Raw genomic sequence first — 24970 nt, forward strand, 5'->3', positions numbered from 1 at the left:
CAACTCACGTCGCTCCCACACCTGTCATCACGCCCTATGAACTACACGACAGCATCGAACATCCCGCACGGTCACGTGCCCAGTCCGGCCGGCGCTGCGCGAACCGCTCGCGGCCGGGCTGGTCGTCGTAGGGCCGGCGCATGACGGTCAGCAGATCGTGTACCCCGGACAGGTCGCCGCCTTCGGCCGCCTCGATCGCCTGCTGCGTCAGGTAATTCCGCAGCACGTAGCGGGGGTTGGCCAGGCGCATGCGCTCGCGGCGCGTCGCGGGATCGAGCGGATCATCGTCGAGCCGGCGCGCGTGCGCTGCCAGCCAATCGCGGAGCGCTGGCGCCACGCGTTCGCGCTTGCCGGCGTCGTAGAACGCGTCGTCGAACGAAGCCAGCGAGGCATCGCCCAGGTCCGCATCGATCAGTGCACGGAAGAACAGGGTCATGTCGACCTCGCACTGCTGCAACAACGCCTGCAGATCCTGCATATGCTCGAGATCGCCGTCGCGACATGCCGCCAGGCCCAGCTTGCGCGCGACGGTCTCGCGTTCCTCGGCCGCATGGGTATCGGCAAAGGCCTGCAGCCCGTCCTGCAACGCGTCCACGCCTTCGAACAGGGGCGAGAGTGCATGGGCGAACCGGGTGAGGTTCCAGCCCGCCACGCGCGGCTGCCAGCCGAAGCGGTAGCGACGGCCCTGCGCATCGGTGGTGTTCGGCGTCCAGTCCGGATCATAGTCATCGACCCAGCCGTAGGGGCCGTAGTCGATGGTCAGGCCAAGCACCGACATGTTGTCCGTGTTCATCACCCCATGGACGAATCCCACGCGCATCCAGTGCGCCACCATCACCGCCGTGCGTTCGCAGACCTCGGCGAACCACGCGGCATACAGCGCCTCGCCTTCGCCGGACAGGTGGGGAAAATCGCGGCGGAGCGTGAAATCCACCAGCGCGCGCAGGAGATCGGTTTCGCCGCGCGAGGACGGCAACTGGTAATGGCCGAAGCGCAGGAACGACGGCGCCACGCGGCAGACGATCGCGCCGGGTTCCGCTTTCGGGTGACCGTCGTAGAACATGTCGCGCACCACCTGTTCGCCGGTACCGACCAGGCTCAGGGCGCGCGTCGTCGGTACGCCGAGATGGTGCATGGCCTCGCTGCAAAGGAACTCGCGGATAGACGAGCGGAGCACCGCGCGCCCGTCGGCGGTACGCGAATACGGCGTCGGTCCGGCGCCCTTGAGCTGCAGCTCCCAGCGTTCACCCCGCGCATTGATCACTTCGCCCAGGGTGATGGCGCGGCCGTCGCCAAGCTGGCCCGCCCACTGGCCGAACTGGTGGCCGCCGTAGTTGCCGGCGTAAGGCTGCATGCCCGGCAACAGGGCATTGCCGCCGAACACCTGCGCGAAGGCGTGGGACGCGACATCCGCCTCTTCCAGATTCAGCAGCGCCGCGACGTCGGGCGAATGCGCCAGCAGCGTCGGCGCGGCAACGGGCGTGGGCTGGGCCGGCGACCACACCGCGCCTCGAACCTCGCGACGCCGGTATCCCTGCTCCGGGTCCCCCGGCAGCTCGCGGACGAAGCGATTGTCGAAGCGCAGCGCGTCCAGGCCGCTCATGCGGCGTCCGCAGGCGCGTCCATCTGCGGCGTCAGGTCGGGCCACAGCGCCACCCGCTCGTCGAACACGAAGCAGGCACCCTCATAACCGAAACCGCCGACCTGCTCGAAGTAGCCGAGGATGCCGTCGTCGAGTTGCAGCACGTTGTCCATGCCATCGGCCTGCATCCACAAGGCCGCCTTCTCGCAGCGGATGCCGCCGGTGCAGAAGCTGACGACGGTAGCGTCCTTCAGTGCATCGCGATGCGGCGCCAATGCGGCCGGAAGATCGGTGAACTTGTCGATCGGCAGCGTCAGCGCGCCGGCGAAGGTGCCGTGTTCGGTCTCCTGTGCGTTGCGCGTATCCAGCATCACCACGCGGCGTCCCGTGTCGTCGTGGCCCTGCTCCAGCCAGCGCGCCAGCGTGCGCGGTTCGACGACCGGCGCGCGAGCGCTCTCCGGCGTCGTGCCGGGACGGCGGAAGCTGATGATTTCCGGCTTCACCTTGACCTTGAGGCGGGCGAAGGGAGCCCGGCGGCTGTAGCTGTACTTCACGCGCAGGCCGGCGAAGCGCGCATCCTCGTGCAGCGGTGCGAGGAAAGCGGCGATGGCCTCCGCCTCACCGGCCAGGAACATGTTCAACCCTTCGCCCGCCACCAGGACCGACCCGCGCAGCGACAGCGTTTCGGCACGCGTGCGCAGCGTGGCCGCGAATGTCTGGGGCGCGTCGATGGGCGTGAAGTGATAGGCGGCGATGTTGGTGACCATGTCGCGATTTTACCGCCCGTCAGCCTTTCCCCTTTATTCAACCAGATGGTTGACAGTAGGTGATGATCGAGCCAATACTCAACCATATGGTTGAACATGATGCCCCGCAACTCGATGCCGTCTTCCACGCCCTGGCGGATGGCACGCGCCGCCGCATGCTGCGCAGCCTGCGGGGGCAGGCCCGCAGCGTGGGCGAACTGGCGGCACCGTTCCGGATCTCGCTGGCGGCGGCGTCCAAGCACATCAAGGTCCTGGAGCGCGCCGGACTGGTCACGCGCCAGATCCGCGGCCGCACCCACCTGTGCTACCTGCAACCCCAGGCGCTGGCCGATGGCGAGGCGTGGTTGCGCGAGTACGCGCAGTTCTGGACCGCCCGCCTCGACGCGCTCGATACCGTCCTGCAAGCGGACACCCCACCTTCCGCCACGCCTACCCGGGAACAGCCATGACCTCTTCCGCCCCAGGCACGGTCGATGTCACCGTGCAACGCGCCTTCACGGCCTCTGCCGAACGTGTTTTCGACGCGTGGCTGACGCCGCGCCTGCTGGGCCAGTGGATGATGGGTCCCGACATTCGCGAGGAGAAACTGCTGCGCCTGGACGTGGATGCGCGCGTCGGTGGCCGCTTCTCGATGCTGGTCGAGCGCGACGGCGAGCGCATCGACCACGTCGGCGAGTATCTCGTCATCGACCGGCCGCACCGGCTGTCGTTCACCTGGACCATCGCCGGCGAGGCCGATCAGGACGGCAGCCGGGTCGATATCGTGCTCACGCCGACACCCGCCGGCTGCGAGCTGCGCCTGACCCATACCCTTCCGCGCGCCTGGGCCGACTATGCCGACCGCACGCAGCAGGGCTGGAGCACGATGCTCGAGGCCCTGCAGCGGCTGTTCTGATCCTCGGTACTGAACTCAGACCGGGCAAGCCGCCCAGCCGTCAGAGCAGCAACCAGGGCAATGCCAGCGTCACCGCGACGATGAAGAGCATCGCGGCCAGGATGCCGACGACGTACAGCGGCCGATCGCGCAGCAGCCCGGCGAACGTCTCGGCGTGCCCTTCGCGCTCGGCGGTGGCGCGTTCGGACCGTGCGTGCTCGCGACGCTTCGCCTGATAGCCCGCCATCAGCGTCTTCGCGCGCACCAGCTGGTCCGCATCGTCGATCCACAGGCCGCCGGCGGAGATGCCCCACGGGCTGGGCGGGGTTTCGTAGAAGTCGATCGCGTTGGCGCGCAGCAGTTGGCGCACGTCGTCGGCTTCGTCTACGGGCACGTTGCGCAGATTGAGGAACAGTTTGGCCATCGGGACAGTCTAGCGGGTCGACGTCGGGCGCACCGGCGTGCGGTACCCTGCACACCCCTCTCATCCGGACGACTCATGCGCTCCCTGCTGCTCGCCTTCTCGCTGACCCTGCTCGCTGCCTGTACGCCTGCCGGTCCGCCGCCTGGCGGCAGCGTGGCCGACCTGCAACGCATCGACACGCAGGCAGGCAGTGGCGCCATCGCCACCCGCGGCAGCGACGTCACCGTGCACTACACCGGCTGGTTGTACGACGAGACGGCGCCGCAGCAACGAGGCATGAAGTTCGACAGCTCGGTCGACCGCGGCGAGCCCTTCACCTTCCTGCTGGGCGCCGGCCAGGTCATCCGGGGCTGGGACGACGGGGTGGCCGGCATGAAAGTCGGCGGCAAGCGCACGCTGAAGATCCCGGGCGACCTCGCCTACGGCAGCAGCGGTGCCGGCGGCGTCATTCCGCCGAACGCTTCGCTGGTGTTCGACGTGGAACTGCTGGACGTGAAGGCACACGAGTGAGGGCGTGGGTTCTGTAGGAGCGACGTCAGTCGCGACCGCGCAGCCTGACCGCACGGCGCGGAAACTCGCGCGCGGCGTCGACGGTTCACGTGTCCTTTTTTCTCGCGGTCGCGACTCACGTCGCTCCTGCAGAGGAGGCCACGGCTACTCCACCGGCGCCAGCCGCAGGTCGTGGAAGTCGAAACTGAAATCGGTCAGCGGCGAGATCGCTTCCATCCGCGCCTCGCGGATGCCGCCGTCGGGTTTCAGCGAATACGTCAGGAAGGCGTCGGCGTTGAGCCAGCGTTCGCGCCAGCGCACCACGAAGGTGTCGTGCTGCCAGTGCTGCAGGTCGCCGACCAGTTCCGGCGTGCGGCTGAAGCGCAGCACCAGGCGCTCGCCTTCCTGGGCCACGACGACATCGCCATACCACGGGTCGCGCAGCGTGCCGGCGTATTTCGCCAGCGGCAGCGAGGGCTCCGACGTGGCGTCGCGCGCGGCCTGCAGTTTCTGCCAGTGTTCGTCGGCGTTGCCCTTGGCCTGCGCCACCTGCGCCTGGTAGGCGGCCAGCCAGTCGGTGCCGCTGTTCGCAAGGTAGGCATCCAGTACCTTCAGCGTCACGGCATTGAAGGCCGCACCCACCTCCTGGTTCGTCAGTACCACGACACCGAGCTTGCGCTCCGGCACCAGCGTCACGCGCGAGACCATGCCCGGCCATCCGCCGGTATGCCACACCAGCTTGCGGCCCTGGAAATCCGAGACCATCCAGCCTTCGCCGTAGCCGAGAAAGTTCGGCTTGGCGGCCTTCAGCGCCTCCACCTTGGGTTCCGGGATCGGGATCGGCGTGACCAGCGACCACATCGCCCTCTGGCGCTCCGGCGTGAACAGCGCATGCTCGCGCCCCTGCGCATCCCGATAGGTGCCGCCGGCGAGCTGGGTATTCATCCATTTCGCCATGTCGTTCACGCTGGCATAGAGGCCACCGGCGCCGGCCACATTGCGCCACGTCATCCGCGGCGCCGGCTGCAGCGTGGTGAAGTCGGCCATGGCGTGGCCGGTGGCGACATTGTCGCCCGGCTTCAGCGCATCGCTGTTGTAGCGCGTCTCGCGCATGTCCAGCGGCTGGAAGAAACGCGTGCGCAGGAACTGGGCGTAGGACTGGCCGCTGGCCTGCTCCACCACCAGCTGGGCCACACCGTAGAGGATGTTGTCGTAGGCATAGCGTTCGCGGAACCCGCCGCTCAACGGCACATCGCGCAGGCGCTCGGCCACTTCGCGGTTGCTGTAGGTGGTGGTGGGCCAGTACAGCAGGTCGCCCGCACCCAGTCCCAGCCCGCTGCGGTGAACCAGCAGGTCGCGGATGCGCATCTCGCGGGTGACATAAGGATCGGCCATGCGGAACCATGGCAGGTGGTCGATCACGCGGTCTTCCAGGGAGAGTTTGCCTTCGCCGGCCAGCATGGACAGCGAGGCCGAGGTGAACGCTTTCGTGTTCGAGGCGATGGCGAACATCGTGTGCGCGTCGACCTTGGCCGGCTTGCCGAGCTCGCGCTCGCCCCAGCCTTTCGCCAGCACCACCTCGCCGTCCTTCACCACCGCCACCGCGATGCCCGGTACATCGAACGCCTTGCGCACCGATTCGACGTAGGCATCGATATCCTGCAACTCGGGCGGCGGCGATGGCGCCCCGGCGAGCGCCACCGGCGTGGCAAGGCAGAGCAGCAAGAGCGCGCGGCGCGCGACCGCAGGCGACATCGACATCGGCAGATCCCCTTCACGTGTTGCGCACGACGATACCGCAGGCCGTGCATCCGCCGGGAGTGCTGTCCGGGCACGGCATACTATGCGGATGCCTTCACCCCGTAGCGATGCCCCACCCCTCCCGCACACCGTCGCCGTCATCGGCGGCGGGCCGGCAGGCCTGATGGCCGCCGAAACGCTGCGCGCCGCGGGGCTGCAGGTCGACCTGTACGACGCGAAGGGCTCGGTGGGAAGGAAGTTCCTGATCGCCGGCAAGGGCGGCATGAACCTGACCCACTCGGATCCGTTCGAGGTGTTCGTCACGCGCTACGGCACGCGCACGCGTGAGGTCGCCGCGTGGCTCCGCGACTTCGATGCGGATGCCTTGCGTACATGGGCGAGCGGATTGGGCGTGGAGACATTCGTCGGCACGTCAGGTCGCGTGTTCCCGTCCGATCTGAAAGCCGCACCCCTGCTGCGCGGCTGGGTGCGACGACTGCGCGAACAGGGCGTGCGGTTCCACGTACAACATCGCTGGCTGGGCTGGGACGATGCGGGCGCGCTTCGCTTCGCCGCCCCCGACGGCGAAGTCGCCATGCGCGCCGATGCTGCGTTGCTGGCCATGGGCGGCGGCAGCTGGCCGGAGCTGGGGTCCGATGGTGCCTGGGTGGCGCCGCTGAAAGCCAAGGGCATCCACGTCGCGCCCTTGCAGCCATCGAACTGCGGCTTCGACATCGACTGGAGCGAACACCTGGCGACGCGCTTCGCCGGCGCGCCCCTCAAGCCCGTCGTCGCGCATTGGCATGACGCCGACGGCACGCCGCAGCAGCGCCAGGGCGAATGCGTCATCACCGCCACCGGCATCGAGGGCAGCCTGGTCTATGCGCTGTCGCCGATGCTGCGCGACGCCCTCGCACGCGACGGCGAGGCCACGCTGGTGCTGGACCTGCTGCCGGGGCGCGAGGAACGCGATCTTGTGCGCCGGCTGGCGAAGCCACGCGGCTCGCGTAGCCTGAGCGAGCACCTGCGTCGCGAAGCCGGCGTGAGTGGCGTGCGTGCGGCACTGCTGTACGAAGTGCTCGACAAGGCTGCGTTGTCCGATCCCGCGAAGATCGCCGCGACGCTGAAGCGCTTTCCCTTCCGCCTGCAGCGTACCCGCCCGATCGCCGAGGCCATCAGCAGTGCCGGCGGCGTGGGGCTGGACGCGGTGGACGGGCGCCTGATGCTGAGCGACCTGCCCGGCGTGTTCGTGGCCGGCGAAATGCTCGACTGGGAAGCCCCCACGGGCGGCTACCTGCTGACGGCGTGCTTCGCCAGCGGTCGCCACGCCGCGCTGGGAGTGGTGGACTGGCTGGCGAAACGCAGCGCCTGAGTGGTCGTCCGCAGGGGCTGCGGCGCGCACCCGGGAAGTGCGTGCCGCAGCGGCTGCGGAACGTGGGGCGCACGATACGCGATGGATTGTTGAGGCCTGGTTAGCGTTTCAAAGCAGTTTTATTACAGACATTTACGGCGCGATGTGCATGCTGGCCCTCACGCCACTTCCACGTTCACTCTGCTTCATCGCGCGCCGTTTCGCCGACGCCGGCCACACGCCTGGCCTTGGCGGCCACATGCATGTTGTCGATCAGGTTGGGATACCGGCGGCCTGCGGCTGCGGCGCGGGCACGCGCCTCTTCCACCTGGGCCGGACTCAGCGTCGAGGGGCCACCGCGTCGTATCGGTGCGGGACGCTGCCAGGGAGGCGGATTGCGCTTCGCCATCGGTCAGAGGGCCGCGGTCACCACGATCTCGACCAGCCACGCGGGACGCGCCAGGGCGGCCTGCACGGTCGCGCGCGGCGGCGCATTGCCTTCCGGCACCCATGCATCCCACACGCGGTTCATCGCTTCGAAATCCTGCAGGTCCTTGATGAAGATCTCGGCACGCAGGATCTTCGTCTTGTCCGTGCCTGCGCGGGCCAGCAATGCATCGATCTCGCCGAGTACCTGCTGGGTCTGTCCGGCGACCCCCTGTGTCGCGTCCTCGGCGACCTGCCCGGCCAGGTACACCACGCCATTGTGGATGGCCATTTCGGACAGCCGCGTGCCTACATCGAACCGCTGGATCATGGGGGTTTCCTCCGTCGTGAGGCTGCAGCTTAGCGTCGCGAAGCGGCCGCCGCACCGGGCTCCATCCGCCAGAGCCACGAGCCCGCCAGCCACATCGCCGCGACGATCAGTGCGATCAGCAGCTTCTGCACCCACCCCTGCCCGGCCGGCGGCCACAGCGCGTGCAGCCAAAGCAGCGCATAGCAGGCGCTCGACCACGCAGCCGCCACCGGAAAATGGCGCCGCCAACGAGCGTCCAGCCGGAAACGCCACGCCTGCAGCAGCATCCCGGTGGTGACGCACAGGAACGCGGTGATCGCGCAGGTGTGATGGAACCACGCGTGGAAGTCCGGCGCGACCTGCGGCAACCACGAATCGCCTATCGCCACGCCCGCCAGCGCGAAGGCGCCCGTGCCGAACAGCAGCAGCGGTGCCGCGCTGCGCGCCGTCGCCGACAACTGCGCATGCAGCGCCCACGCCAGCAACACGACGGCCACCGCCAGCGCGCAATAGAGGCTACGCAGCAGCAGTCCCCACGGCCCGAGCAGGTACTGGCTCAGCGTTGCGCGCTGCCAGTCCAGATCGCCACGCACCATCTGCAACGATCCCGCGACCAGGAGGAAGCCGAGGGCGGCGGCCATCGCGGCCATCGCAGCCAGGCGGACACGTCCCGCAGGAATGCGTGGGTCGAGGGTGGAGGCGAGACGGGACATCGGGGCATCGCAGTGAGCGTCGACGCCGGATTATCGTCCAGCCACTCAAGAATCCGCGGGCGCCGCCGCTCTACAGGCATGGCTCCGCAGCGTGCCCGCCATCACGCTTTGGCCTACACTCGACCTGTCCCCGCCACCGGGGCATGGTCGCCACGAGCAAGGGAACTCACGCGCCAATGCCGTCCACCACGCCGCCGCCGGGCACCGATCCGGCGCGCCATACCCAACGTCTGCCGCGCCGGATCCATCGCCTCCGCACGCTCGGCATGGGGCTGGCCGCGTTGCCGACGGGCATGGTACTGCTGGAGAACCAGGCGGGTCCGGGGGCATGGGCGTTCCTTCTGTTCACCACCGTCGTGTGGCCGCAGCTCGCCTTGTGGCTGGCGCTGCGCCATCCGGAGCCGTTCCGGGGCGAGATCCGCAACCTGCTGGTGGACTCGATCCTGGCCGGCATGTGGGTGCCGCTGATGGCCTTCAACCTGCTGCCCAGCGTCCTGCTGGTCACGCTCACCACCGTCGACAAGATCAGCACCGGCATCGACCGCCTGTGGTACTGGTCGCTGCCGCTGATGGCAGCCGGCGCCGTGGCGGTGGGGGCAGCCACGGGCTTCGAGATGCAGCCGATGACGAGCATGGCGGTCATGGTCGCCTGCCTTCCCATGCTGATGATCCATTCCATCGCGGTCAGCCAGGCCAGCTACCACCTCGTGCGCAAGGTGAAGCGGCAGAACCGCCAGCTGGACGAACTGAGCCGGCGCGACACCCTGACTGCACTGGACAGCCGCCGCTACTGGCAGGAACAGGCCGCATTGTTGCTGGACCAGTGCGCCGCGACCGGCGAGCCCGCCACCCTGCTGATGATCGACATCGATCATTTCAAGGCAATCAACGACCGCCACGGCCACGCCGCGGGCGATGACGTGTTGAGGGCGACGGCGGAGGTCATCCGCCACAGCATCCGCCAGCAGGATGCGGCGGGACGGCTCGGCGGGGACGAATTCGCGGTGCTGCTGAGGGGCACCGACGTGACGGCCGCGGGCATCGTGGCGCAGCGCATCCGCGAGGGCGTGCAGGCGTTGAACGTGCAGAGCGCGCCCGGGCTGCAGCCCACGGTCAGTCTGGGCCTGGCCAAGGCGACGGCAACAGGATTGCGCACCTGGCTGGAGGCCGCCGACCGCGCGCTTTACCAGGCCAAGAGCCGCGGCCGCAACCAGATGGCCGTCGACGATGGCCTGCAGGCGGCCGTCGACCTGCCCTGAGCGACGCGCTCAGCTTCCCAGGTGTTCGGCGCGGTCGCGCTGGGGCAGTTCCAGCACATTGCTGGCGCGGACGTTGTCCTGCTCACTGTCGTAGACGCACACGCGGTTGCGCCCATTGTGCTTGGCGCGATACAGCTGCTTGTCCGCATGCGACAGCAGCCTGGCCAGGCTGTAGCCGGAGTGCTGGCTCGACGTCACCCCGAAGCTGCCGGTGATGGCGAAGACGTGGCCGGTCTCGCGGGTCTCGATCTGGGCGAGCCGCACGCGGCAGTCTTCCGCCACCCGCGCGGCGGCGCGCAGGTCGCAGCCATACATGAGGATCGCGAACTCTTCGCCCCCGAGACGGCCGAGCACATCGATGCGCCGACAGAAACCCTTGCTGGCCTCGGCCACTTCCTTCAGCGCCCAGTCGCCGGTGCCATGGCCGAAGCGGTCGTTGATGTTCTTGAAATGGTCCAGGTCGAACATGATCAGCGCCGCCTGCTCGCCATTGCGCGCGCACTCGGCCAGGGCGCGCTCGGCGCGCAGGGTGAAGTGGTGGCGATTGCAGATGCCGGTCAGCGCGTCCGTTTCCGCCATCTTCTTCAGCGACAGCTGCACCCGCTTGATCTTGAAGGCCCAGTAGCCGATCGACGCAATCAGCAGCACCAGCAGGATGACGATCAGCCGGGTGTTCTGCGCGGCCTGCTGGTCGACCTTGCGCTGCAGCTGCAGCACCTGGTTTTCCTGGTCGAGCATGCTGATCTGCTGCGTCTTCTGGAGAATCTGCTGGCGCACGATCTGGTAGGCAAGCTGGCGCGTCTTCACGTCGTTGAGGTACGCCTTGTCGGCATCGGCATACTGCCGGTAGCGCACGAGCGCGCCTGCCGGATCGCCCTGCCTTTCCGCGATCTCGTACAAGGTCTTGTACGCCACGACCAGCGGCAGCGAGGTCATGCCCGCACCACGCTCCACGGCTTCGTTCGCATGCGACTTGGCGGTGCGCATGTCGCCCAGCTTCAAATACATGCTGGCGAGCATCGCGTGGTATTCGCTGATGACCAGCGGATAGCCGGTCGCGGTGACAGCGGGCAGATAGCGTTCGAGGAGCTCGATCGCCTGGTCGACCTTTCCATCCTCGACCCATTTGCGGGCCAGGTAGGTGCGGGTAAGGCCGCCCAGGATCGGCTCCTTCTGCTCCTCGCACGTCTTGATGGTGCTGAAGATCGCCTCTTCCGAGGGTGACTTCTTCAACCCCAGCGCGGCCTCGGCCACCAGGTTGCCGGCCGCGCACCTGTTGCGCCCATCCGGCGCATCCGACAGTACCTGCTGCGCATACTGCTCACCGAGGGTGTACTCGCCGACCTGGTTGTACAGCAGCCCGGCGACGAGCAGCCCGCGGTGACGGACATCCTTCTTCTCCACCTTGGTGGCCAGCGGCAGGATGTCGTTGAGCGTGGTCAGCCCCTGCTCGAACTTGCGGGTCAACGCATAGGTATTGACCAGCAGCGATCCGGTCCAGAACAGCATCTCCGGGTCCTGCGTCTCCTGCTGGATCTGGCGGAGCTCCCGTATCGCGGGCTCCGACTTGCCCTTCATCAGGAATCCATGCGCCCTGAGCAGCCGCAGCTTGAGACGCTGCTCCGGGGTGGCTTCCTCGACGCGCTTTTCGAGCCGATCCAGCACCTCGTAGAAGCGGGCCGGCTGGGAGGTCTTGATCGTCTCCGCCTGCTCGATCAGCGCATCGATGCCCGGCGCCACCTGGGCCTGCGCCGGTGCGACGAACGCGCATGCCAGCGCACAGGCCAGCCAATAGGTACGTCCTTTCCCGAGCATCATCCCTTAGTCTCCCGACCGACTGCCGCCACCGGAGCCCGCTGGCCGCCGAGGTTACTCCTTTTCAGCCGGGTCCTCTTCCCCACCCGTCTGATCGTCCGCGTCTTCACGCGACTCGTCTTCCTTGCCCTCGTCCGGGGCGAGGATCATGCAGAACATGGCCGGCCGGGCGTCCAGCAGCCGGGTCAGCGATGCGACGTCGCGATCGCGCAACGCGGCACGCTGGTCGGCCTCGACATCGAGGGCGGCGACGGCGGCCAGATAGTCGGACGTCGCCTGCGACGAAGCGGCAGCACCCATGGACTCCAGGAAGCGGATGGCATTGGACACGCGGATTTCCCCAAAACAATGATGGTTGAAGCGATTCTGCAGCGCCCGCGCCGTACGCGCAGGCCTGCCCCCTTGGCGTGACAATACTCACTTTCAGGCGGGCTTGCCACGCCCCGGGCGGTCCGGCGCCCTCAGCCGCCCAAGGCGCGCAGGCGCGCCAGGACCCGCTCGTTCCTCCGCAGCGGGACGGCAGGCGGAACCACCAGGGTGGTCGCGACCGAAAGCGTCGCCGTGGGCAGCTGGTCCAGCGGCAGCCGGTCCATGCGGGGGCGCGAGATCGGCAGCGTGGCCGCCTCGTAGGCGATCACTTCATGGCCTGCCGGGTAATCGCCGAGCAACAGGTCCACCAGCACCTGCTTGGTACCGGCGTCGGTGGACAGCCGCCCGGTCGAGAGATCGCCCGCCACGCCGATCTGCCACAGGACCAGATACGCAGACGGGTCCACCCTGCGCTCGTAGAACATGAACTGGCTCGCTTCGAAATGCTGGCAACCCACTGCGCCCGGGTCAATGCCCAGGTCGGCGTAGAGGCAGTCTTCCGCCGACACCGCGGCTTCCATCACGGCCTCGAACCCCTCGGCGCGCGCCTGCTCCACCGCCCGGTGCGGCACCTGCGCGAACACGCCGGGGTGGCCATAGAAGGCACCGCATACACGTCGCCCCCGCCGCACCTCCGCCAGCATCGCCTCGACCATTTCACGGTATGTCTCGCGCCGCGGCTTGCCTTCCCGGTAGAGCGGCTGGAGGCTCCTGACATCGGCATTCATGCCCTGCACCCACAGTTCGACGATCGGGTCCGACATGGCACTGAACACGACGTCTGCCTGTTCGATATGGCTCCGCGCACGCGGTGCCAGGTGCGCCCCCAGCGTCATGCCCACGCCCACGCACGCCAGCCGGCCCCGCCCGGCGTCTGCTTCCTCGAGTCCCGTCACTGCCCTGCCCCTGCCTGAGCGGCGAACCGCCGCATCCACTCATCCCGCGTCATTTCCCAACCCCGGAACGCCGATCCCCCGGGCACCTCCGCCATCGCGTGGAACCCCAGCCGTCGCATGACGCCCGCACCGGCGTCATTGTCGCGCGCGTGGCGACTGAACGTGCGCGGCCACGCGCCTTCTTCGAACAGGTGGCCGGACAGGAACGCGATGGTCTCCTGCGCCACCTTGCGGCCTTGCCAGGGCGCCAGGACCATGACGCCGATTTCGGCCGCACCGGAATGCGGGGACAATGCGAGCAGGCCGACGACTTCGCTGTCGTCCCCTCCGCATTCGATCACCCAGCAACACGCACGTCGAAGATCCGCGTGCGCATTGGACCGGAGGAAGGCGTCGAACGCGCGCCGCGCGTCCGATGCCGTCATCGGCTCGCCGACATGACGCATCAGCGCGTCGTCCGTGTAGATGGCGACATAGAGCGCTTCGTCCTGCGCGGCCAGCGGACGCAGGCGGAAACGCTCCGTCGCGAGTGTCGGCAGCGTCACGCCCTGGCTCCTCCAGCGTCCGGGCTGCCCGCACTGCGCCCAGCACGGCCATCGCGGGCGGGCATCGCCTGCGCCCTCACGCCCGTTGTCCCCGTGCCCAGCGCACGATCGCATCCGCCTGCATCGCCCCGCTTTGCCGCGCGATCTCGCGCCCGCCCTGCAGCATCACCAGTGTCGGAATGCTGCGGATGCCGAATCGGTTGCCCAGTCCGGGACTGGCTTCCGTGTCCACCTTGGCCAAGCGCATCGCCGGCTCCAGCGCCATCGCGGCACGCTCGAAATGCGGCGCCATCTGCAGGCAGGGCCCACACCAGGGCGCCCAGAAATCGACCAGCAACGGCAGCGTGCTGCGCAGCGCGTGGCGGTCGAAATCGGCCTCGCCCAGTGCCAGCGGCCGGCCAGTGAACAAGGCCTGGTGGCAGCGCCCGCAGCTGGGCGCCTCGGCGAGCCGCGCCGGCGGCACACGGTTCATCGCCGCGCAATGCGGGCATGCGATCAGGTGGGCGTCGGCGCTCATGCGGGCATCCTATCGTCGGTGCGTACGGCGCGTCACCGCACAACGTGCCAGGCGACCTGGCGTCCAGCCAGGTAGGTCACCTTCGTTCCGTCGAACACAGCCATCTGCTCAAGCTTGATCTGCACGTTCTGCCCGCCCCACTCCGGCACATCCGCCTTCACGTTGCCCTCGATCGCGTAGACCGTGTCCGCATGCAGCGGCCAATCGCCTTGTCCCGGTGTCGCGCCCTGGTTGTCCCACATGCCGATCGTCGGCCCCGGTGCGTGGCCCACGAACCCGACCGGATGCGAATAGGTGGACGCACGCAGCTGCTGCCGCGCCACCTCGCGCTGCGTCGCCGCGAGGATCTCGTTGCCGGTGCGGCCAGCGACGAACTGCCCGGTCAGCACGTCCTGCCAGCGGTTGCCCCGGGCGAGCGCGGCACGCAGGCCGGCGGGCACGTCCGTTTCACCCGTACGGGCGACATAGGCCATTTCCTGGGTATCGGTGCACAGCTTGAGGTAGCACAGGCCCACGTCGGTATGCAGCACGTCGCCCGGCTGGATCACGCCCTCCTCGCCGCAGAACGGCGCGTCGTCGGTGCAGGCGGTACCGGCGCGCTGCAGGTTCACGTCCGGCATGAACCAAGGCGCCAGACCCAATGACTCGAAGCGCTGGCGGATGTACCACGCCACGTCGTCGGTGGTGGTGACGCCAGGCGTGATGACACGGCCCGAGAACGCTTCCCCGACCACGCCACGGGCGAGCGACACGATATGCGGATAGGCGGCGAGCTCACCCGGCGTGCGGGTCTCCATCCAGCGGACGACCAGCGTTTCCGCGGACACCAGCCGATCCCGCAGCGCGGCCGGCAACGCCGAGCGCAGGCGCTCGTGCAACGCATGCGTCAGTCCGTCGGCGACCGCCCATTCGTCCGACACGTCGATGCCGATCCTGCGCGGATCGCGCGCCGTGATCAGGGCGCCGAGCGCATCCCATTGGGCCTTCAGGTCGCCTCCGGCCCACGCCGTCTCGTACGGTGCGCCAAACGGGTAGCGATTGATCGACAGGCGCTGCACGCTGCCGTCGGGCTGACGATGGAACACCAGCATCGTGGTGCGCCTCGCGGCGTGTGCGGGTTGCGGGACCAGCGTGAAGTACACCGGATCCTCGGCGTATTCGCGCGCGATCACCACCCACATGTCGAGATCGGCGTCCTTCATCAGCCGTGGCAACAACGTGTCCAGCCGTTCGCGGAGCATGCGGTTCTCCGGATCGACCCGGTCGCGCGGCGCCAGTACCGCACCGACCTCGATCCCGTCCCGACCCTGCGTCGGCACCGGGGCCGCCTGGGATGCCGGCGCCATGCCGGCCAGCAACAGAAGCAAGGGAATGGCGACGCGCATGCGGGTACCTCGGGCGAAAGAGCCGTGACGCTAGCCGTCGTACCCCGATGGCGTCAACGCGGCGAAGCGCTCTTCGTGCATCCCTGCAGGACCGGCTCGCGGCCTGCAGGCGCGGAGGCGGGACCTATTCCGCCAGCGACCACTCGCCCAGGCGCGTGTAATCCGCCTCGCCTTCGATGCTCTGCAACAGGTGCACCGCCTGCGGGTGCAGCACTACCGACGGCACGTCCACCGGCGTGGTGCGGGGCGGCACATAGGCCAGCGTCAGGTGCGGCACGAAGCTGCGGCCGACATGCTGTTTGAAGCCTGCGCGCAGCAGCCGCTGCTGCAGGCTGCGCCAAAAGGCGACGACCGTCGGCGACGGGTGCAGGGCCGCAAGCGTCAGCGCCGGATGCTTCGGGTTGCCCAGGCACAGCAGGTGATCGAGGGTGATGCCGAGCGGTTCCGGCTGCCAGTCGCGCATCGCCTCGTGCGCGGCGGCCACCATGTCGTCGCGCGGCCCATCGCTCTCACCGAGGAAATGCAGCGTCAGATGGAAGCGTTCCGGCCGCACCCAGCGCGCCAGCGGGAACGCGGCCCCGAGGTCCTCGACGCGGTGCCGCAGCGCCTCGCGCTCACCGGCCGACGGCAGCAGCGCAAAAAACAGGCGATGCAGCCGCCCCGGCTGCGGGCCGCCGAACAGATCGCCTTGCTGGGAGGACGCGGGTGTGGCGGGCATGATGCGAACGGCATCGGACGACGACGATGGCCTGCATCATCGGTGCGCACGCAGCATGATGCAAGCCGGGCATACGCGTAGCTTGCGCCACGCGCAAGACTGTTTTCCTGCGTCAACGGGAGAAATACCTGCCGGACGCCGCCACTCGGACGGCGTCCCGATGCGATATCACCAGATCCGCACGCGATCCTGCGGAGCGATGTACAAGGGGTCGCCCTGCTTGATGCCGAACGCGTCGTACCAGGCGTCGATGTTGCGCAACGGTGCGAATGCGCGGATGTGGCCGGGGGAATGGGTACCGTTGACGAGTTGCTGGCGCAGCGCATCGTCGCGCCAAAGGGTGCGCCAGACCTGGCCCCAGCCCATGAAGAAGCGCTGGTCGCCGGTGAAGCCATCGATCACCGGCGCCGGCTTGCCGGCCAGCGAGCGGTGGTACGCCTCCAGCGCGATCGTCAGGCCGCCCAGGTCGCCGATGTTCTCGCCCATCGCCACGCGGCCGTTGATGTGCATGCCGGGCAGCTGCGGGAACGCGTAGGCCTCGTACTGCGCGCCGAGCTTGGCCGCCTGCACTTCGAACTTGGCTGCGTCCTCGGCGGTCCACCAGTCGCGCAGCAAGCCCGCGCCATCGGATTTCCTGCCCTGGTCGTCGAAACCATGGATGATCTCGTGGCCGATGACGCCGCCGATGCCGCCATAGTTCACCGCCGGATCGGCGTCGGGGTCGAAGAACGGCGGCTGCAGGATGGCCGCCGGGAACACGATCTCGTTCTTCACCGAGTTGTAGTACGCGTTCACCGTCTGCGGCGTCATGCCCCACTCGCCCTTGTCGACCGGCTGGCCGATGCGTGCGCGGCGGTACTCCCACTCGAACTGGCCGGCGCGCTGCGCGTTGCCGAACAGGTCGCCGTTCTTCACGACCAGCGCGCCGTAATCGCGGTACGTCTCAGGGTGGCCGATCTTCAGGCCGAAACCGGCGAGCTTGGCGTGCGCCTCCTTCTTGGTCGCCGGGCTCATCCACGCCAGCGCATCCAGGCGCGCGCCCATGGCCGCCTTCACGTTGGCGACCAGCGCGTCCATCTTGGCCTTGGCGTCCGGCGGGAAGTACAGCGCCACGTAGTCGCGACCGATCGCTTCGCCCATCGCCGACTCGGCGAACGACACGCCCCGCTTCCAGCGCTCGCGCTGCTGCGGTTGTCCCGACAGGAACTTGTCGCGGAACTCGTACTGCGCCACCGAGAAGTCTTTCGACAGCAGCGGCGCCGCGTTGTCGGTCGCGTGGAACGCCTGCCAGGCCTGCAGCGTGGCGACATCGGTCCCGGCGAAGATCGCGGCGATCTTCGGGATCGCGCTGTCCTGGCGGATCACCGCGCGGCCCGCGCCCTCGACGCCTGCCGCCTGGAAGAAGTCCGTCCAGGGGAAGCCGGGCGAGGTCGACGCGAACTCCGCCAGCGGACGCGGGTTGTAGGTCTTGTCGCGGTTGCGGCTCTCGGCGCGCGTCCAGTGCGCGTCGGCGATGCGCGTCTCCAGCGCCAGGATCGCCGTTGCGTTCTCCTGCGGCTTCTCCCAGCCGGCCAACTGCAGCATCTGCGCCATGTACGCCACGTAGCGCTCGCGCTGCGGCTTGAAGGTGTCGCGCAAGTACATTTCGCGATCGCCCAGGCCAAGGCCACCCTGGCTCAGGTAGAGCGCATACCGGTCCGGATTCTTCTGGTCGTCGCTGACGCTGAGGTTGAAGAAGCTGTCGTAGAAGCCGCCGCGTGTACCCATCAGGCGAGCCAGCGCGTTCCTGTCCCTGGCTGCGCGGATGTCGGCCAGGACCGGCTGCAGGGGCTTCGACCCGAGCGCTTCGACCCTCGTCTCGTCCAGGAAGCCCCGGTACAGCGCCGCAATCTTGGCGGGGTCGCCCGCCGTCGCGGGATCGCCCAGTGCATAGCCTTCCACCAGCACCCGCAGGCGGGCTTCGGACAGGTCGCGCAGGATGGCGAACCCCCCGTAGCTGGAGCGGTCGGCGGGAATCTGCGTCGTGTCGGCCCAGGTGCCGGAGACATAACGGAAGAAGTCGGTGCCGGGCTTCGCCTGCCGGTCCATGCCCGCGGTGTCGATACCCCAGGTACCGAAGCGTTGGGCCGCAATGGTCGGAACGGATGTCCCGGCGGTGTCGGGCTCGGCGAACAGCGACTGCAGCATGCAGCCCTCATCCAGGCAACTGCGGTCTTCGTGGGCCGCGAGCGGGGCGGCGGTGGCGAGGGCCAGCAGGGTGGCGGCGGACAGCAGGGTCTTCTTCAACGGGATCCTCCGGGACAGGGCGTGCGCGCATCGCGCGCGGGCGGGCCCCTCAGGGTACCCGCCAGCCGCCTGCGCCGACCCCTGCCGAAGGTGATGCCAGGGAGGTCGATGCGGTGCCCCCGCCCCCTGGCGCCCGGCGATCGCCGGGCGTCGTGGAGGCCGCAGGACCACGGGGGCGGGTCAGCGCGATGCGTCGGCGTTCGCGTTACCGGCACAGCGTCGTCCGCAACGACGTGCCTCCTCGCTCGCCATCGTGCCGTCGTCCCGTACGAAGCCGCCGCTCGACGGCTGGCCATACGACAGGCGCAGGCCGATGCTGCTCCCCTGCGTGCCGCCGCTCGCCTGTTCGTGACCGAACAGCAACGACAGCAACCAGCCGCGGCGCAGTTTCATGTCCACGCCCGCCGCCAGCGACAGGGCGTCGTCGTTGTAGCTCTGCAGGTCCAGTCGATAGTCGGTCGGATGCGGCCAGACCACGTAGTTCATCGTGGCATCGCCCCTGTCCTCGATCGCCTGGCGGTATTCGAGGCTCCAGAACGGTCGGTAGCGGCCATTCGCGCCGCCTGGCTGGTAACTGCCCTCCAGGCCCAGTGCCAGCGCCCGGTTCTCGACCACCTGCCGGCGGTACGCCAGATCATAGATATCCAGTCCGTGTTCGCGATACGCGTCCAGCGTGGTGCGACTCGCATCGAGGCGACCGTAGCCGGTGAGGGTCATACGATCGCTGCGGTGCTCATAGCCCAGTGCCAGCGAACCGAACCACTGTTCGCCATCGCGCACCGCCGTCGCCGTGGCGTCGGCGTCCTCGCTCCAGCGACGCAGGTCGAAGTCCAGCCGTCCGGTGGCGAGCATCGCATCCACGAAGACGTGTTCGCCGCTGCGCCACAGGCCATACAGCGCAAGCGAACGCTGGTCCGCCTTCAGCCGCGAGGCGTTGCCGTCCAGGTCGCTGTCGTTGCGCGCCAGGCTGCCGGCCACGCCCACCAGCAGATGCTCGCCGAACGCGCGGTCCGCACCCACCGTGATGCCGTCGGTCTGGACGTCGTAGCCACCCGCCCCGCCCCGCTTGCCGAACGTCGCGGTGCCCGAGGCCCAGCCGCCCCACCCCTGCGGCAGCGCCGGCCACGCTTGGCCGGTCGCCTGGCCTACCGGCACCGAAAGCCCCTGGCGATCCTCGTCGCCGGCATACGCGAGCGTCACGCTGTTGCTGGAACCGTTCGCACCGCTGCGCACCTGGCGCAGGCGGTCGCGGATGTTGGACTGCTGTACGTTGGCGAAGCGCACGCTGGCATCCACCTGCGCCTGCAACAGGCCCACCACGCCCGCATCGCGCGTGGGATCGGGCCGCACCTCCACCTGCAGGCGCATCTCCACGCTGGCAGCGGCGTAGTTGCCGGCCGCGGCCTGCGTGGCGGTGATGACCGTCTCCCCTTCCGCGTGCAGCGTCACCGTACGCCCGCTGATGCTGGCCACGGCGGGATCGCTGCTGGCGAAGGTGAACGCGCCGCTGCTGGGGCTCTGCGGGTTGGCCAGGTCGAATGCCGGCTCCCCATATACCTTCCGCAGCGTTTCCGGCCACACCAGCGTCGGCACCGCCGCGGCGATGTCGACATCAAGCCGCACTTGCGGTGCGGCCTGGTGGTTGGCATCGCCCGCCTGGTCCGCGGTCAGGCTGCAACGGCCGACCGCGCGCATGGTGACGGTCGAATCGCTGACCGCGCAGACCTGGGGCGTGGTGCTGGCGAAGACCACCGCGTTGCCCGATGCACCGCCCGCGGCCGCCACGGAGAACGTGCCGTCCGGAGTGAACACCGGTGTCGCCGGAGTGGCGGCGAAGCCGGAGATCGCCTGCGTCGCCTGCGCGACGACCAGCTCATACGGCTGTGCAGCGGTGAAGCCATTGGCATCGCGGACTTCGACGGTGAACGCGAAGCGGCCGGCCTGCGTCGGCGTACCCGCCAACACGCCGGCGGCGCTCAGCGTCACCCCTTGGGGCAGTTGGCCCGCCGTCACCGCATAAGCGTAAGGCGCGGTGCCGCCACTGACCGACAGTGTCTGGTCGAACGCACTCGCATGCGTCCCCTGCGGCAGTGCCGACAGCGAGAACAGGATCTGCGGCGCCGCCACCTGCAGCGTGTACTGGCGCTGCGCGGTGAACGGACCGGTGCCGGTACTGCTGTCGGTCGCGCGCACGGTCACCGTGAAGCTGCCTGCCACGGTCGGCGTACCGACGAGACGTCCGTCCGATCCCAGGCTCACGCCGTCCGGCAACGCGCCTCCCACCACGTCGAACACATAGGGCGATGCGCCGCCGCTGGCGATGAAAGCGTGCGCGTATGCCGCGCCGCCGATGCCATTGGGCGGACTCGTCGCGTCCAGCACCACGCTGGGCGGGGCCACCGTAATGCTGACCAGCGCCGGCGCCGTGGTCTGGTACGCGTCGGTCGCGGTGTACGTGAAGCTGTCAGGGCCGGCATACCCCGGCGTCGGCTGGTAGGTGATCGTGGTGCCGTTCACCGTCGCGGTGCCGTGCGACGGCGCGGTATCCACGGCCACCGAGTCGGGCGTGCCGGTGATCGGCAGTGTCACCGGCGCGGCGGGCGCGTTGTAGGGCAGCGACACGCTCGCCGGACCCACGGTCAGCGCCGGCATCGGCGTGACCGCGTTCGAGGCGGCCGATGCCGCGCCCATGCCCACGCTGTTGGTCGCGCGTACGGTGAAGGTATAGCTGGTGCCCGGCGTGAGACCGGTGAAGCGGACCGGACTGCCCGTGCCCGTCGCCGTCGCACCTCCCGGACTCGCGGTCACGGTGTAGCCGGTGATCGGGGCGCCGCCACTGCTCACCGGCGCGGTGAACGCGACATCGACCTCGCCCGGCGCGGCCATCGCTGCCGTCCCGATGGTCGGAGCACCCGGCAACACGGCGTTGACGGTGAACGAGCGGGTGACCTGCGTCGCCGCGAGGTAGCTGCCGTCGCCCGCCTGGTCGGCGTTGATGGTGCAGGTGCCGGACGTGACGAACGTCAGCGCGCCGCCGGTGGTGATCGTGCAGACCCCGGTGGTCGACGAGGTGAACGTCGGCGTCAGGCCGGAATCAGACGTCGCCGTCAGCGTCGGCGTGGTACCGAAGTTCTGCGCGCCGGGGTTGTTGAAGGTGATCGTCTGCGTCGCCGCCGGTGTGATCGCATTCGACGACGAGGACGCCGGTCCCACGCCCGCCACGTTTTCCGCCTCCACGGTGAAGGTGTAGCTCACCCCGTTGGTCAGTCCAGTCACCACGATGGGCGAGCTGGCGCCGCTGACAGGCGCTACATCGTTCGGGGTCACACTGACGATGTAGCCGCTGATCACCGTTCCGCCGGTGTTGGTCGGCGCCACGAACGCCACGCCGGCCTGCGTGTCGCCCGCGGTGGCCACGACCGCCGTCGGCGCACCCGGTATCACCGCATTGACGGTGAACGAGCGGCTCACCTGCGTCGCCGCCAGGTAGCTGCCGTCACCGGCCTGGTCCGCATTGATCGTGCAGGTGCCCGCGGAGACGAACGTCAGCACGCCCTCGGACGAGACCGTGCACACGCCCTGGGTCGACGACGTGAAGGTCACGTCCAGTCCGGACGTGGCGGACGCGCCGCCGTTGAGGATGCGGAGATCCGGGCTGGTACCGAAGTTCTGCGCGCCGGGATTGGCGAACGTGATGGTCTGCGGCGCCGCGGGCTGGATCGCGTTGGAAGCGGCCGAGGCGGCGCCGGTGCCGGCACTGTTGGTCGCCGTCACGGTGAAGGTGTAGCTCACGCCGTTGGTCAGACCGGTGACGGTGATCGGCGAGCCTGACCCCGTCCCGGTGCTTCCGCCGGGATTCGCCGTGACGGTGTAGCCGGTGATGGCGCTCCCACCCGTGCTGGACGGCGCGGTGAAGGTGATGGTCGCCTGCTGGTTGCCCGCACTGGCCGTGCCGATGGTCGGCGCGCCGGGCACCACCGCATTGACGGTGAAGCTGCGGGTGACGGTGCTCGCCGCATTCGTCGACGCGTTGCCGGCCTGGTCGGCATCGATGGTGCACGTGCCGGCGGCGACGAAGGTCAGCGCACCGCCCGTGGTTATCGTGCACACGCTGGTGGTGGACGAACTGAAAGCGATGGCCAGGCCGGTCGCGCCACCCAGCGCATAGTCCGAGCTCGCGGTCAGCGTCGGCGTTGCGCCGACGTTGTAGTTGCCCGGCTGCGCGAAGGTGATGACCTGGTCCGCTTTCGGCGTGACGCTGTTCGAGGCGCCCGATGCCGACCCCGTGCCGATGGCATTGGTCGCCGTGACAGTGAAGGTGTAGGCGGTGCCGTTGGTGAGCGACCCCACCGTGATCACGCACGCGGCCGGTCCGGCACAGGTACCGGTGGCGCCGCCGGGGCTGGCGGTCGCGGTGTAGGTCGTGATCGCCGATCCGCCATTGGCGGGCGCGGTGAACGTCACCGTTGCCTGGCCATCGCCGGCGGTGGCCGTGCCGATGGTGGGCGCCGCAGGGGCCGTCGGAATGGCGACCGTATGGGTGCTGCCGCCGCTGTAGGCCGCAATGCTGTTGCCGGCATTGTCGGTGACGTTGGTGCTGCCGTTGAGGTTGATCTTGAGGGTGCCGTTGCCGGTGATCGACGCGATGCCGACGTCGATCGAACTGCCGCTGGACGCCGACACGCTGGCGATCGTGCCTGTCGCAGATCCCGTACCGACCAGGGTGAAGTCATCGGTGGAAACGTTCACGACGGGTTCGCTGAAGGTGACCGTGAAGGCCATGCTGGTATCGGTCGACGCAGGCGATCCGCTGACCGCGATGCCGGAGACCGACGGCGCGACGCCGTCGATGACCAGGTTCTTGTTGGCGCCCAGCGAATTGGCGGCGCCGGGCGCTGCCAGCGTCAGCGTCGCATTGTTGCCGGCGGCGTCGCGGATGGTTCCGCCATTCAATGCCAGTGCCGACGTGGACACATAATCCAGGTCGGCGCTGGCGTTGCCCGACACGACGGTGTAGCTGAAGCTGAGGGTGCTGGTGCCGCTGCCACTGGCATAGGTGATGGTGCGGTCGGTGGCACCCGTTTCGAGGGTGAGCTGCGGAGTCCCGGAGACGGTGACCACCTCGCTGAAGTTCACCTGCACGCTGATGACATCGCCGATCCGGTACGTCCCGTTGGCGGTCGACGATGTCACCGAGGCGACCGATGGCGCGGTGCCGTCGATAACGAGGTTCTTGTTGGCGCCCAGCGAGTTGGCCGTGCCGGGAGAGGCCAGCGTCAGCACCGCGTTGTTGCTGGCCGCATCGCGGATCGAACCGCCATTGAGCGCCAGTGCGCTGGTCGATACGTAATCCAGGTCGGTCGAGACATCGCCCGCCTGAACCGTGTAGGTGAACGTCAACGTGCCGGTGCCGCTGCCGCTGGCATAGTTGACCGTGCGATCGGTGGCGCCCGTTTCCAGCGTCAGCTGCGGCGTGCCGAAGACCAGTACGTTCTCGTTGAAACCTACCTGGATGCTGACGACGTCGCCGATCTTGTAGGTGCCGTTGGCCGTGCTGGAGCTGACCGAGGTGACGGCAGGCGGCGTGGTATCGGGGGGTACCGCAGGATCGATGACGATGTTGTTCATCGAATGCCAGGTACCGGTCCCGCCCTGAGCTCCACCCGCAGACACGTACATGCGGACGTCGTCGACGTACTCGAACGCATTGCCCAGTGCGATCGTCATCGGAATGCCGCTGGGTGCATAACCTTCGAACGTCGTCGACGCGACCTGCACGCCGTCCCGGTAACCCACGACGGTATTCGTTACCGACTGGGTCTCGCCCCAGTTGTAGTAGCGGAAGGACGTCAACTTGAATTCGGCGCCGCCTGCGGAACGGATGGCCATGCCCTTCGCGGCGCCGTTGGCGCCATCGTCGTACGTCACGGCGGAATAGCTGCCGTCGCCGCTGAAGAGCCAGGTGTTGTCGCGCCAGTGGATCGCACCCAGGTTCGACCCCGCCGTGTCGGCGATGTTGTAGACCTGGATATCGAGACCGACGATATCGCCGCTGCCGCCATCACCATCCGATGCAACACCATCCCCCAGTCCGGCGTCGCTGGTGAACGTCAGCGTCGCGGCGCCGGCATGCGTGGCCATGGCGGCCATGCCCGCCAACACCATGACGCCGAACAGGCGGCCGAGCAGGCGGACGCGGCGCGCAGCGCCGGAAAGAGTGGACATGTGGACCCCTGGAAAACGTGAAGGTGCATCGCATCACGGCACCCCCGAAGGCTGCCGTCCCCTGGCCACGCATGTCAGCCCCGCCTCACGGAGGGACCTCCCCGACATGCACGATCCAACCTCGACCGGAGGCGCATCGACGCCCCCTGCTGGTGCGGCATGGTAACGGCCACAGGCGGCATGCTCCAGCAACCGCGTCCCACTGCGCCAGCGTCCGGGCAGATGCAAGGCGTGTGCCTGCGAGCGCCCCGTTGCGTCCCGCCACCCTCAAGACTGGCC

21 protein-coding genes are annotated in these 24970 nt (G+C 68.6%); 5 read left to right on the forward strand and 16 right to left on the reverse strand.

Annotation, left to right across the window (positions count from 1 at the left end):
- Positions 1–34: 34 nt before the first annotated feature.
- Positions 35–1603: a YdiU family protein gene (locus tag CYU89_RS00440; RefSeq protein WP_296278246.1), complete on the reverse strand. Its 1569-nt coding sequence runs from the start codon at positions 1601–1603 to the stop codon at positions 35–37.
- Positions 1600–2349 carry a sulfurtransferase gene (locus tag CYU89_RS00445; protein ID WP_296278247.1) on the reverse strand — a complete coding sequence of 250 codons (750 nt, stop codon included), beginning with the start codon at positions 2347–2349 and terminating at the stop codon, positions 1600–1602. Before CYU89_RS00445 ends, CYU89_RS00440 begins: the two co-directional genes overlap by 4 nt.
- Before the next feature lie 86 nt (positions 2350–2435).
- On the opposite strand from CYU89_RS00445, the gene CYU89_RS00450 reads away from it, so the two are divergent.
- Both CYU89_RS00450 and CYU89_RS00455 read left to right on the forward strand, forming a co-directional pair.
- Positions 2436–2798, forward strand: a complete 363-nt coding sequence (locus tag CYU89_RS00450; protein WP_296278248.1) for a metalloregulator ArsR/SmtB family transcription factor — start codon at positions 2436–2438, stop codon at positions 2796–2798.
- Positions 2795–3244 (forward strand): SRPBCC family protein, encoded by a 450-nt coding sequence (locus CYU89_RS00455; protein ID WP_296278249.1) that lies wholly within the window; start codon positions 2795–2797, stop codon positions 3242–3244. Before CYU89_RS00450 ends, CYU89_RS00455 begins: the two co-directional genes overlap by 4 nt.
- Positions 3245–3284: 40 nt before the next feature.
- On the opposite strand, the gene CYU89_RS00460 is transcribed toward CYU89_RS00455, so the two are convergent.
- Positions 3285–3647 carry a DUF6164 family protein gene (locus CYU89_RS00460; RefSeq protein WP_296278250.1) on the reverse strand — a complete coding sequence of 121 codons (363 nt, stop codon included), beginning with the start codon at positions 3645–3647 and terminating at the stop codon, positions 3285–3287.
- Positions 3648–3722: 75 nt separating this feature from the next.
- Between CYU89_RS00460 and CYU89_RS00465 the strand changes: the two genes are divergently transcribed.
- The gene (locus CYU89_RS00465; RefSeq protein ID WP_296278251.1) at positions 3723–4157 is read left to right on the forward strand and encodes an FKBP-type peptidyl-prolyl cis-trans isomerase; all 435 of its coding nucleotides are present in this window, start codon (positions 3723–3725) and stop codon (positions 4155–4157) included.
- A 144-nt stretch (positions 4158–4301) separates the two neighbouring features.
- Here the strand turns inward: CYU89_RS00465 and CYU89_RS00470 are convergent, their stop codons facing one another.
- Complete coding sequence (locus CYU89_RS00470) at positions 4302–5891, reverse strand: serine hydrolase (RefSeq protein ID WP_296278305.1); 1590 nt, start codon at positions 5889–5891, stop codon at positions 4302–4304.
- A gap of 94 nt (positions 5892–5985) precedes the next feature.
- On the opposite strand from CYU89_RS00470, the gene CYU89_RS00475 reads away from it, so the two are divergent.
- Positions 5986–7248: a TIGR03862 family flavoprotein gene (locus tag CYU89_RS00475; protein WP_296278252.1), complete on the forward strand. Its 1263-nt coding sequence runs from the start codon at positions 5986–5988 to the stop codon at positions 7246–7248.
- Between the two features lie 175 nt (positions 7249–7423).
- On the opposite strand, the gene CYU89_RS00480 is transcribed toward CYU89_RS00475, so the two are convergent.
- From CYU89_RS00480 to CYU89_RS00490, 3 genes are read right to left on the reverse strand one after another with little or no spacing between them, the layout of a single operon-like run.
- Positions 7424–7636, reverse strand: coding sequence for a hypothetical protein (locus CYU89_RS00480; protein ID WP_296278253.1), 213 nt, complete (start codon positions 7634–7636; stop codon positions 7424–7426).
- Positions 7637–7639: 3 nt separating this feature from the next.
- Positions 7640–7984 (reverse strand): RidA family protein, encoded by a 345-nt coding sequence (locus CYU89_RS00485; protein WP_296278254.1) that lies wholly within the window; start codon positions 7982–7984, stop codon positions 7640–7642.
- Positions 7985–8013: 29 nt separating this feature from the next.
- A complete protein-coding gene (locus CYU89_RS00490; RefSeq protein ID WP_296278255.1) occupies positions 8014–8676 on the reverse strand; it encodes a DUF998 domain-containing protein in 663 nt (220 codons plus the stop codon).
- A gap of 176 nt (positions 8677–8852) precedes the next feature.
- On the opposite strand from CYU89_RS00490, the gene CYU89_RS00495 reads away from it, so the two are divergent.
- Positions 8853–9935: a diguanylate cyclase gene (locus CYU89_RS00495; RefSeq protein WP_296278256.1), complete on the forward strand. Its 1083-nt coding sequence runs from the start codon at positions 8853–8855 to the stop codon at positions 9933–9935.
- A 9-nt stretch (positions 9936–9944) separates the two neighbouring features.
- Here the strand turns inward: CYU89_RS00495 and CYU89_RS00500 are convergent, their stop codons facing one another.
- From CYU89_RS00500 to CYU89_RS00540, 9 genes are all read right to left on the reverse strand, one after another.
- Positions 9945–11753 (reverse strand): GGDEF domain-containing protein, encoded by a 1809-nt coding sequence (locus CYU89_RS00500; protein ID WP_296278257.1) that lies wholly within the window; start codon positions 11751–11753, stop codon positions 9945–9947.
- Between the two features lie 51 nt (positions 11754–11804).
- Complete coding sequence (locus CYU89_RS00505; protein WP_296278258.1) at positions 11805–12080, reverse strand: hypothetical protein; 276 nt, start codon at positions 12078–12080, stop codon at positions 11805–11807.
- A gap of 131 nt (positions 12081–12211) precedes the next feature.
- Entirely contained in the window at positions 12212–13015 is an 804-nt protein-coding gene (locus CYU89_RS00510) for an SAM-dependent methyltransferase (RefSeq protein WP_296278259.1), read from the reverse strand.
- On the reverse strand, positions 13012–13560 hold the full coding sequence (locus CYU89_RS00515; protein ID WP_296278260.1) for a GNAT family N-acetyltransferase: 549 nt from the start codon (positions 13558–13560) through the stop codon (positions 13012–13014). The genes CYU89_RS00510 and CYU89_RS00515 overlap by 4 nt, the downstream gene beginning before the upstream one ends.
- Before the next feature lie 76 nt (positions 13561–13636).
- A complete protein-coding gene (gene trxC / locus CYU89_RS00520) occupies positions 13637–14077 on the reverse strand; it encodes a thioredoxin TrxC (RefSeq protein ID WP_296278261.1) in 441 nt (146 codons plus the stop codon).
- A 32-nt stretch (positions 14078–14109) separates the two neighbouring features.
- Positions 14110–15462, reverse strand: coding sequence for a M24 family metallopeptidase (locus CYU89_RS00525; protein WP_296278262.1), 1353 nt, complete (start codon positions 15460–15462; stop codon positions 14110–14112).
- Between the two features lie 124 nt (positions 15463–15586).
- Positions 15587–16180, reverse strand: coding sequence for an RNA 2',3'-cyclic phosphodiesterase (thpR, locus tag CYU89_RS00530; RefSeq protein ID WP_296278263.1), 594 nt, complete (start codon positions 16178–16180; stop codon positions 15587–15589).
- A 168-nt stretch (positions 16181–16348) separates the two neighbouring features.
- Positions 16349–18466: a M13-type metalloendopeptidase gene (locus CYU89_RS00535; RefSeq protein ID WP_296278264.1), complete on the reverse strand. Its 2118-nt coding sequence runs from the start codon at positions 18464–18466 to the stop codon at positions 16349–16351.
- Between the two features lie 180 nt (positions 18467–18646).
- Positions 18647–24691, reverse strand: coding sequence for an autotransporter domain-containing protein (locus CYU89_RS00540; protein WP_296278265.1), 6045 nt, complete (start codon positions 24689–24691; stop codon positions 18647–18649).
- Positions 24692–24970: the final 279 nt, after the last annotated feature.

Origin of the sequence: Pseudoxanthomonas sp., assembly GCF_002863005.1 — a bacterium.
In the GTDB taxonomy this organism is placed as follows: domain Bacteria; phylum Pseudomonadota; class Gammaproteobacteria; order Xanthomonadales; family Xanthomonadaceae; genus Pseudoxanthomonas_A.

Excerpts from the sequence above, each read along its gene's own strand:
- trxC (WP_296278261.1), bottom strand. The coding sequence starts at position 14,077 with ATGAGCGCCGACGCCCACCTGATCGCATGCCCGCATTGCGCGGCGATG.
- CYU89_RS00465 (WP_296278251.1), top strand. The coding sequence starts at position 3,723 with ATGCGCTCCCTGCTGCTCGCCTTCTCGCTGACCCTGCTCGCTGCCTGT.
- CYU89_RS00440 (WP_296278246.1), bottom strand. The coding sequence starts at position 1,603 with ATGAGCGGCCTGGACGCGCTGCGCTTCGACAATCGCTTCGTCCGCGAG.
- CYU89_RS00445 (WP_296278247.1), bottom strand. The coding sequence starts at position 2,349 with ATGGTCACCAACATCGCCGCCTATCACTTCACGCCCATCGACGCGCCC.
- CYU89_RS00460 (WP_296278250.1), bottom strand. The coding sequence starts at position 3,647 with ATGGCCAAACTGTTCCTCAATCTGCGCAACGTGCCCGTAGACGAAGCC.
- CYU89_RS00455 (WP_296278249.1), top strand. The coding sequence starts at position 2,795 with ATGACCTCTTCCGCCCCAGGCACGGTCGATGTCACCGTGCAACGCGCC.
- CYU89_RS00450 (WP_296278248.1), top strand. The coding sequence starts at position 2,436 with ATGGTTGAACATGATGCCCCGCAACTCGATGCCGTCTTCCACGCCCTG.
- CYU89_RS00475 (WP_296278252.1), top strand. The coding sequence starts at position 5,986 with ATGCCTTCACCCCGTAGCGATGCCCCACCCCTCCCGCACACCGTCGCC.
- CYU89_RS00485 (WP_296278254.1), bottom strand. The coding sequence starts at position 7,984 with ATGATCCAGCGGTTCGATGTAGGCACGCGGCTGTCCGAAATGGCCATC.
- CYU89_RS00495 (WP_296278256.1), top strand. The coding sequence starts at position 8,853 with ATGCCGTCCACCACGCCGCCGCCGGGCACCGATCCGGCGCGCCATACC.
- CYU89_RS00490 (WP_296278255.1), bottom strand. The coding sequence starts at position 8,676 with ATGTCCCGTCTCGCCTCCACCCTCGACCCACGCATTCCTGCGGGACGT.
- CYU89_RS00500 (WP_296278257.1), bottom strand. The coding sequence starts at position 11,753 with ATGATGCTCGGGAAAGGACGTACCTATTGGCTGGCCTGTGCGCTGGCA.
- thpR (WP_296278263.1), bottom strand. The coding sequence starts at position 16,180 with ATGCCCGCCACACCCGCGTCCTCCCAGCAAGGCGATCTGTTCGGCGGC.
- CYU89_RS00525 (WP_296278262.1), bottom strand. The coding sequence starts at position 15,462 with ATGCGCGTCGCCATTCCCTTGCTTCTGTTGCTGGCCGGCATGGCGCCG.
- CYU89_RS00470 (WP_296278305.1), bottom strand. The coding sequence starts at position 5,891 with ATGTCGCCTGCGGTCGCGCGCCGCGCGCTCTTGCTGCTCTGCCTTGCC.
- CYU89_RS00480 (WP_296278253.1), bottom strand. The coding sequence starts at position 7,636 with ATGGCGAAGCGCAATCCGCCTCCCTGGCAGCGTCCCGCACCGATACGA.
- CYU89_RS00540 (WP_296278265.1), bottom strand. The coding sequence starts at position 24,691 with ATGTCCACTCTTTCCGGCGCTGCGCGCCGCGTCCGCCTGCTCGGCCGC.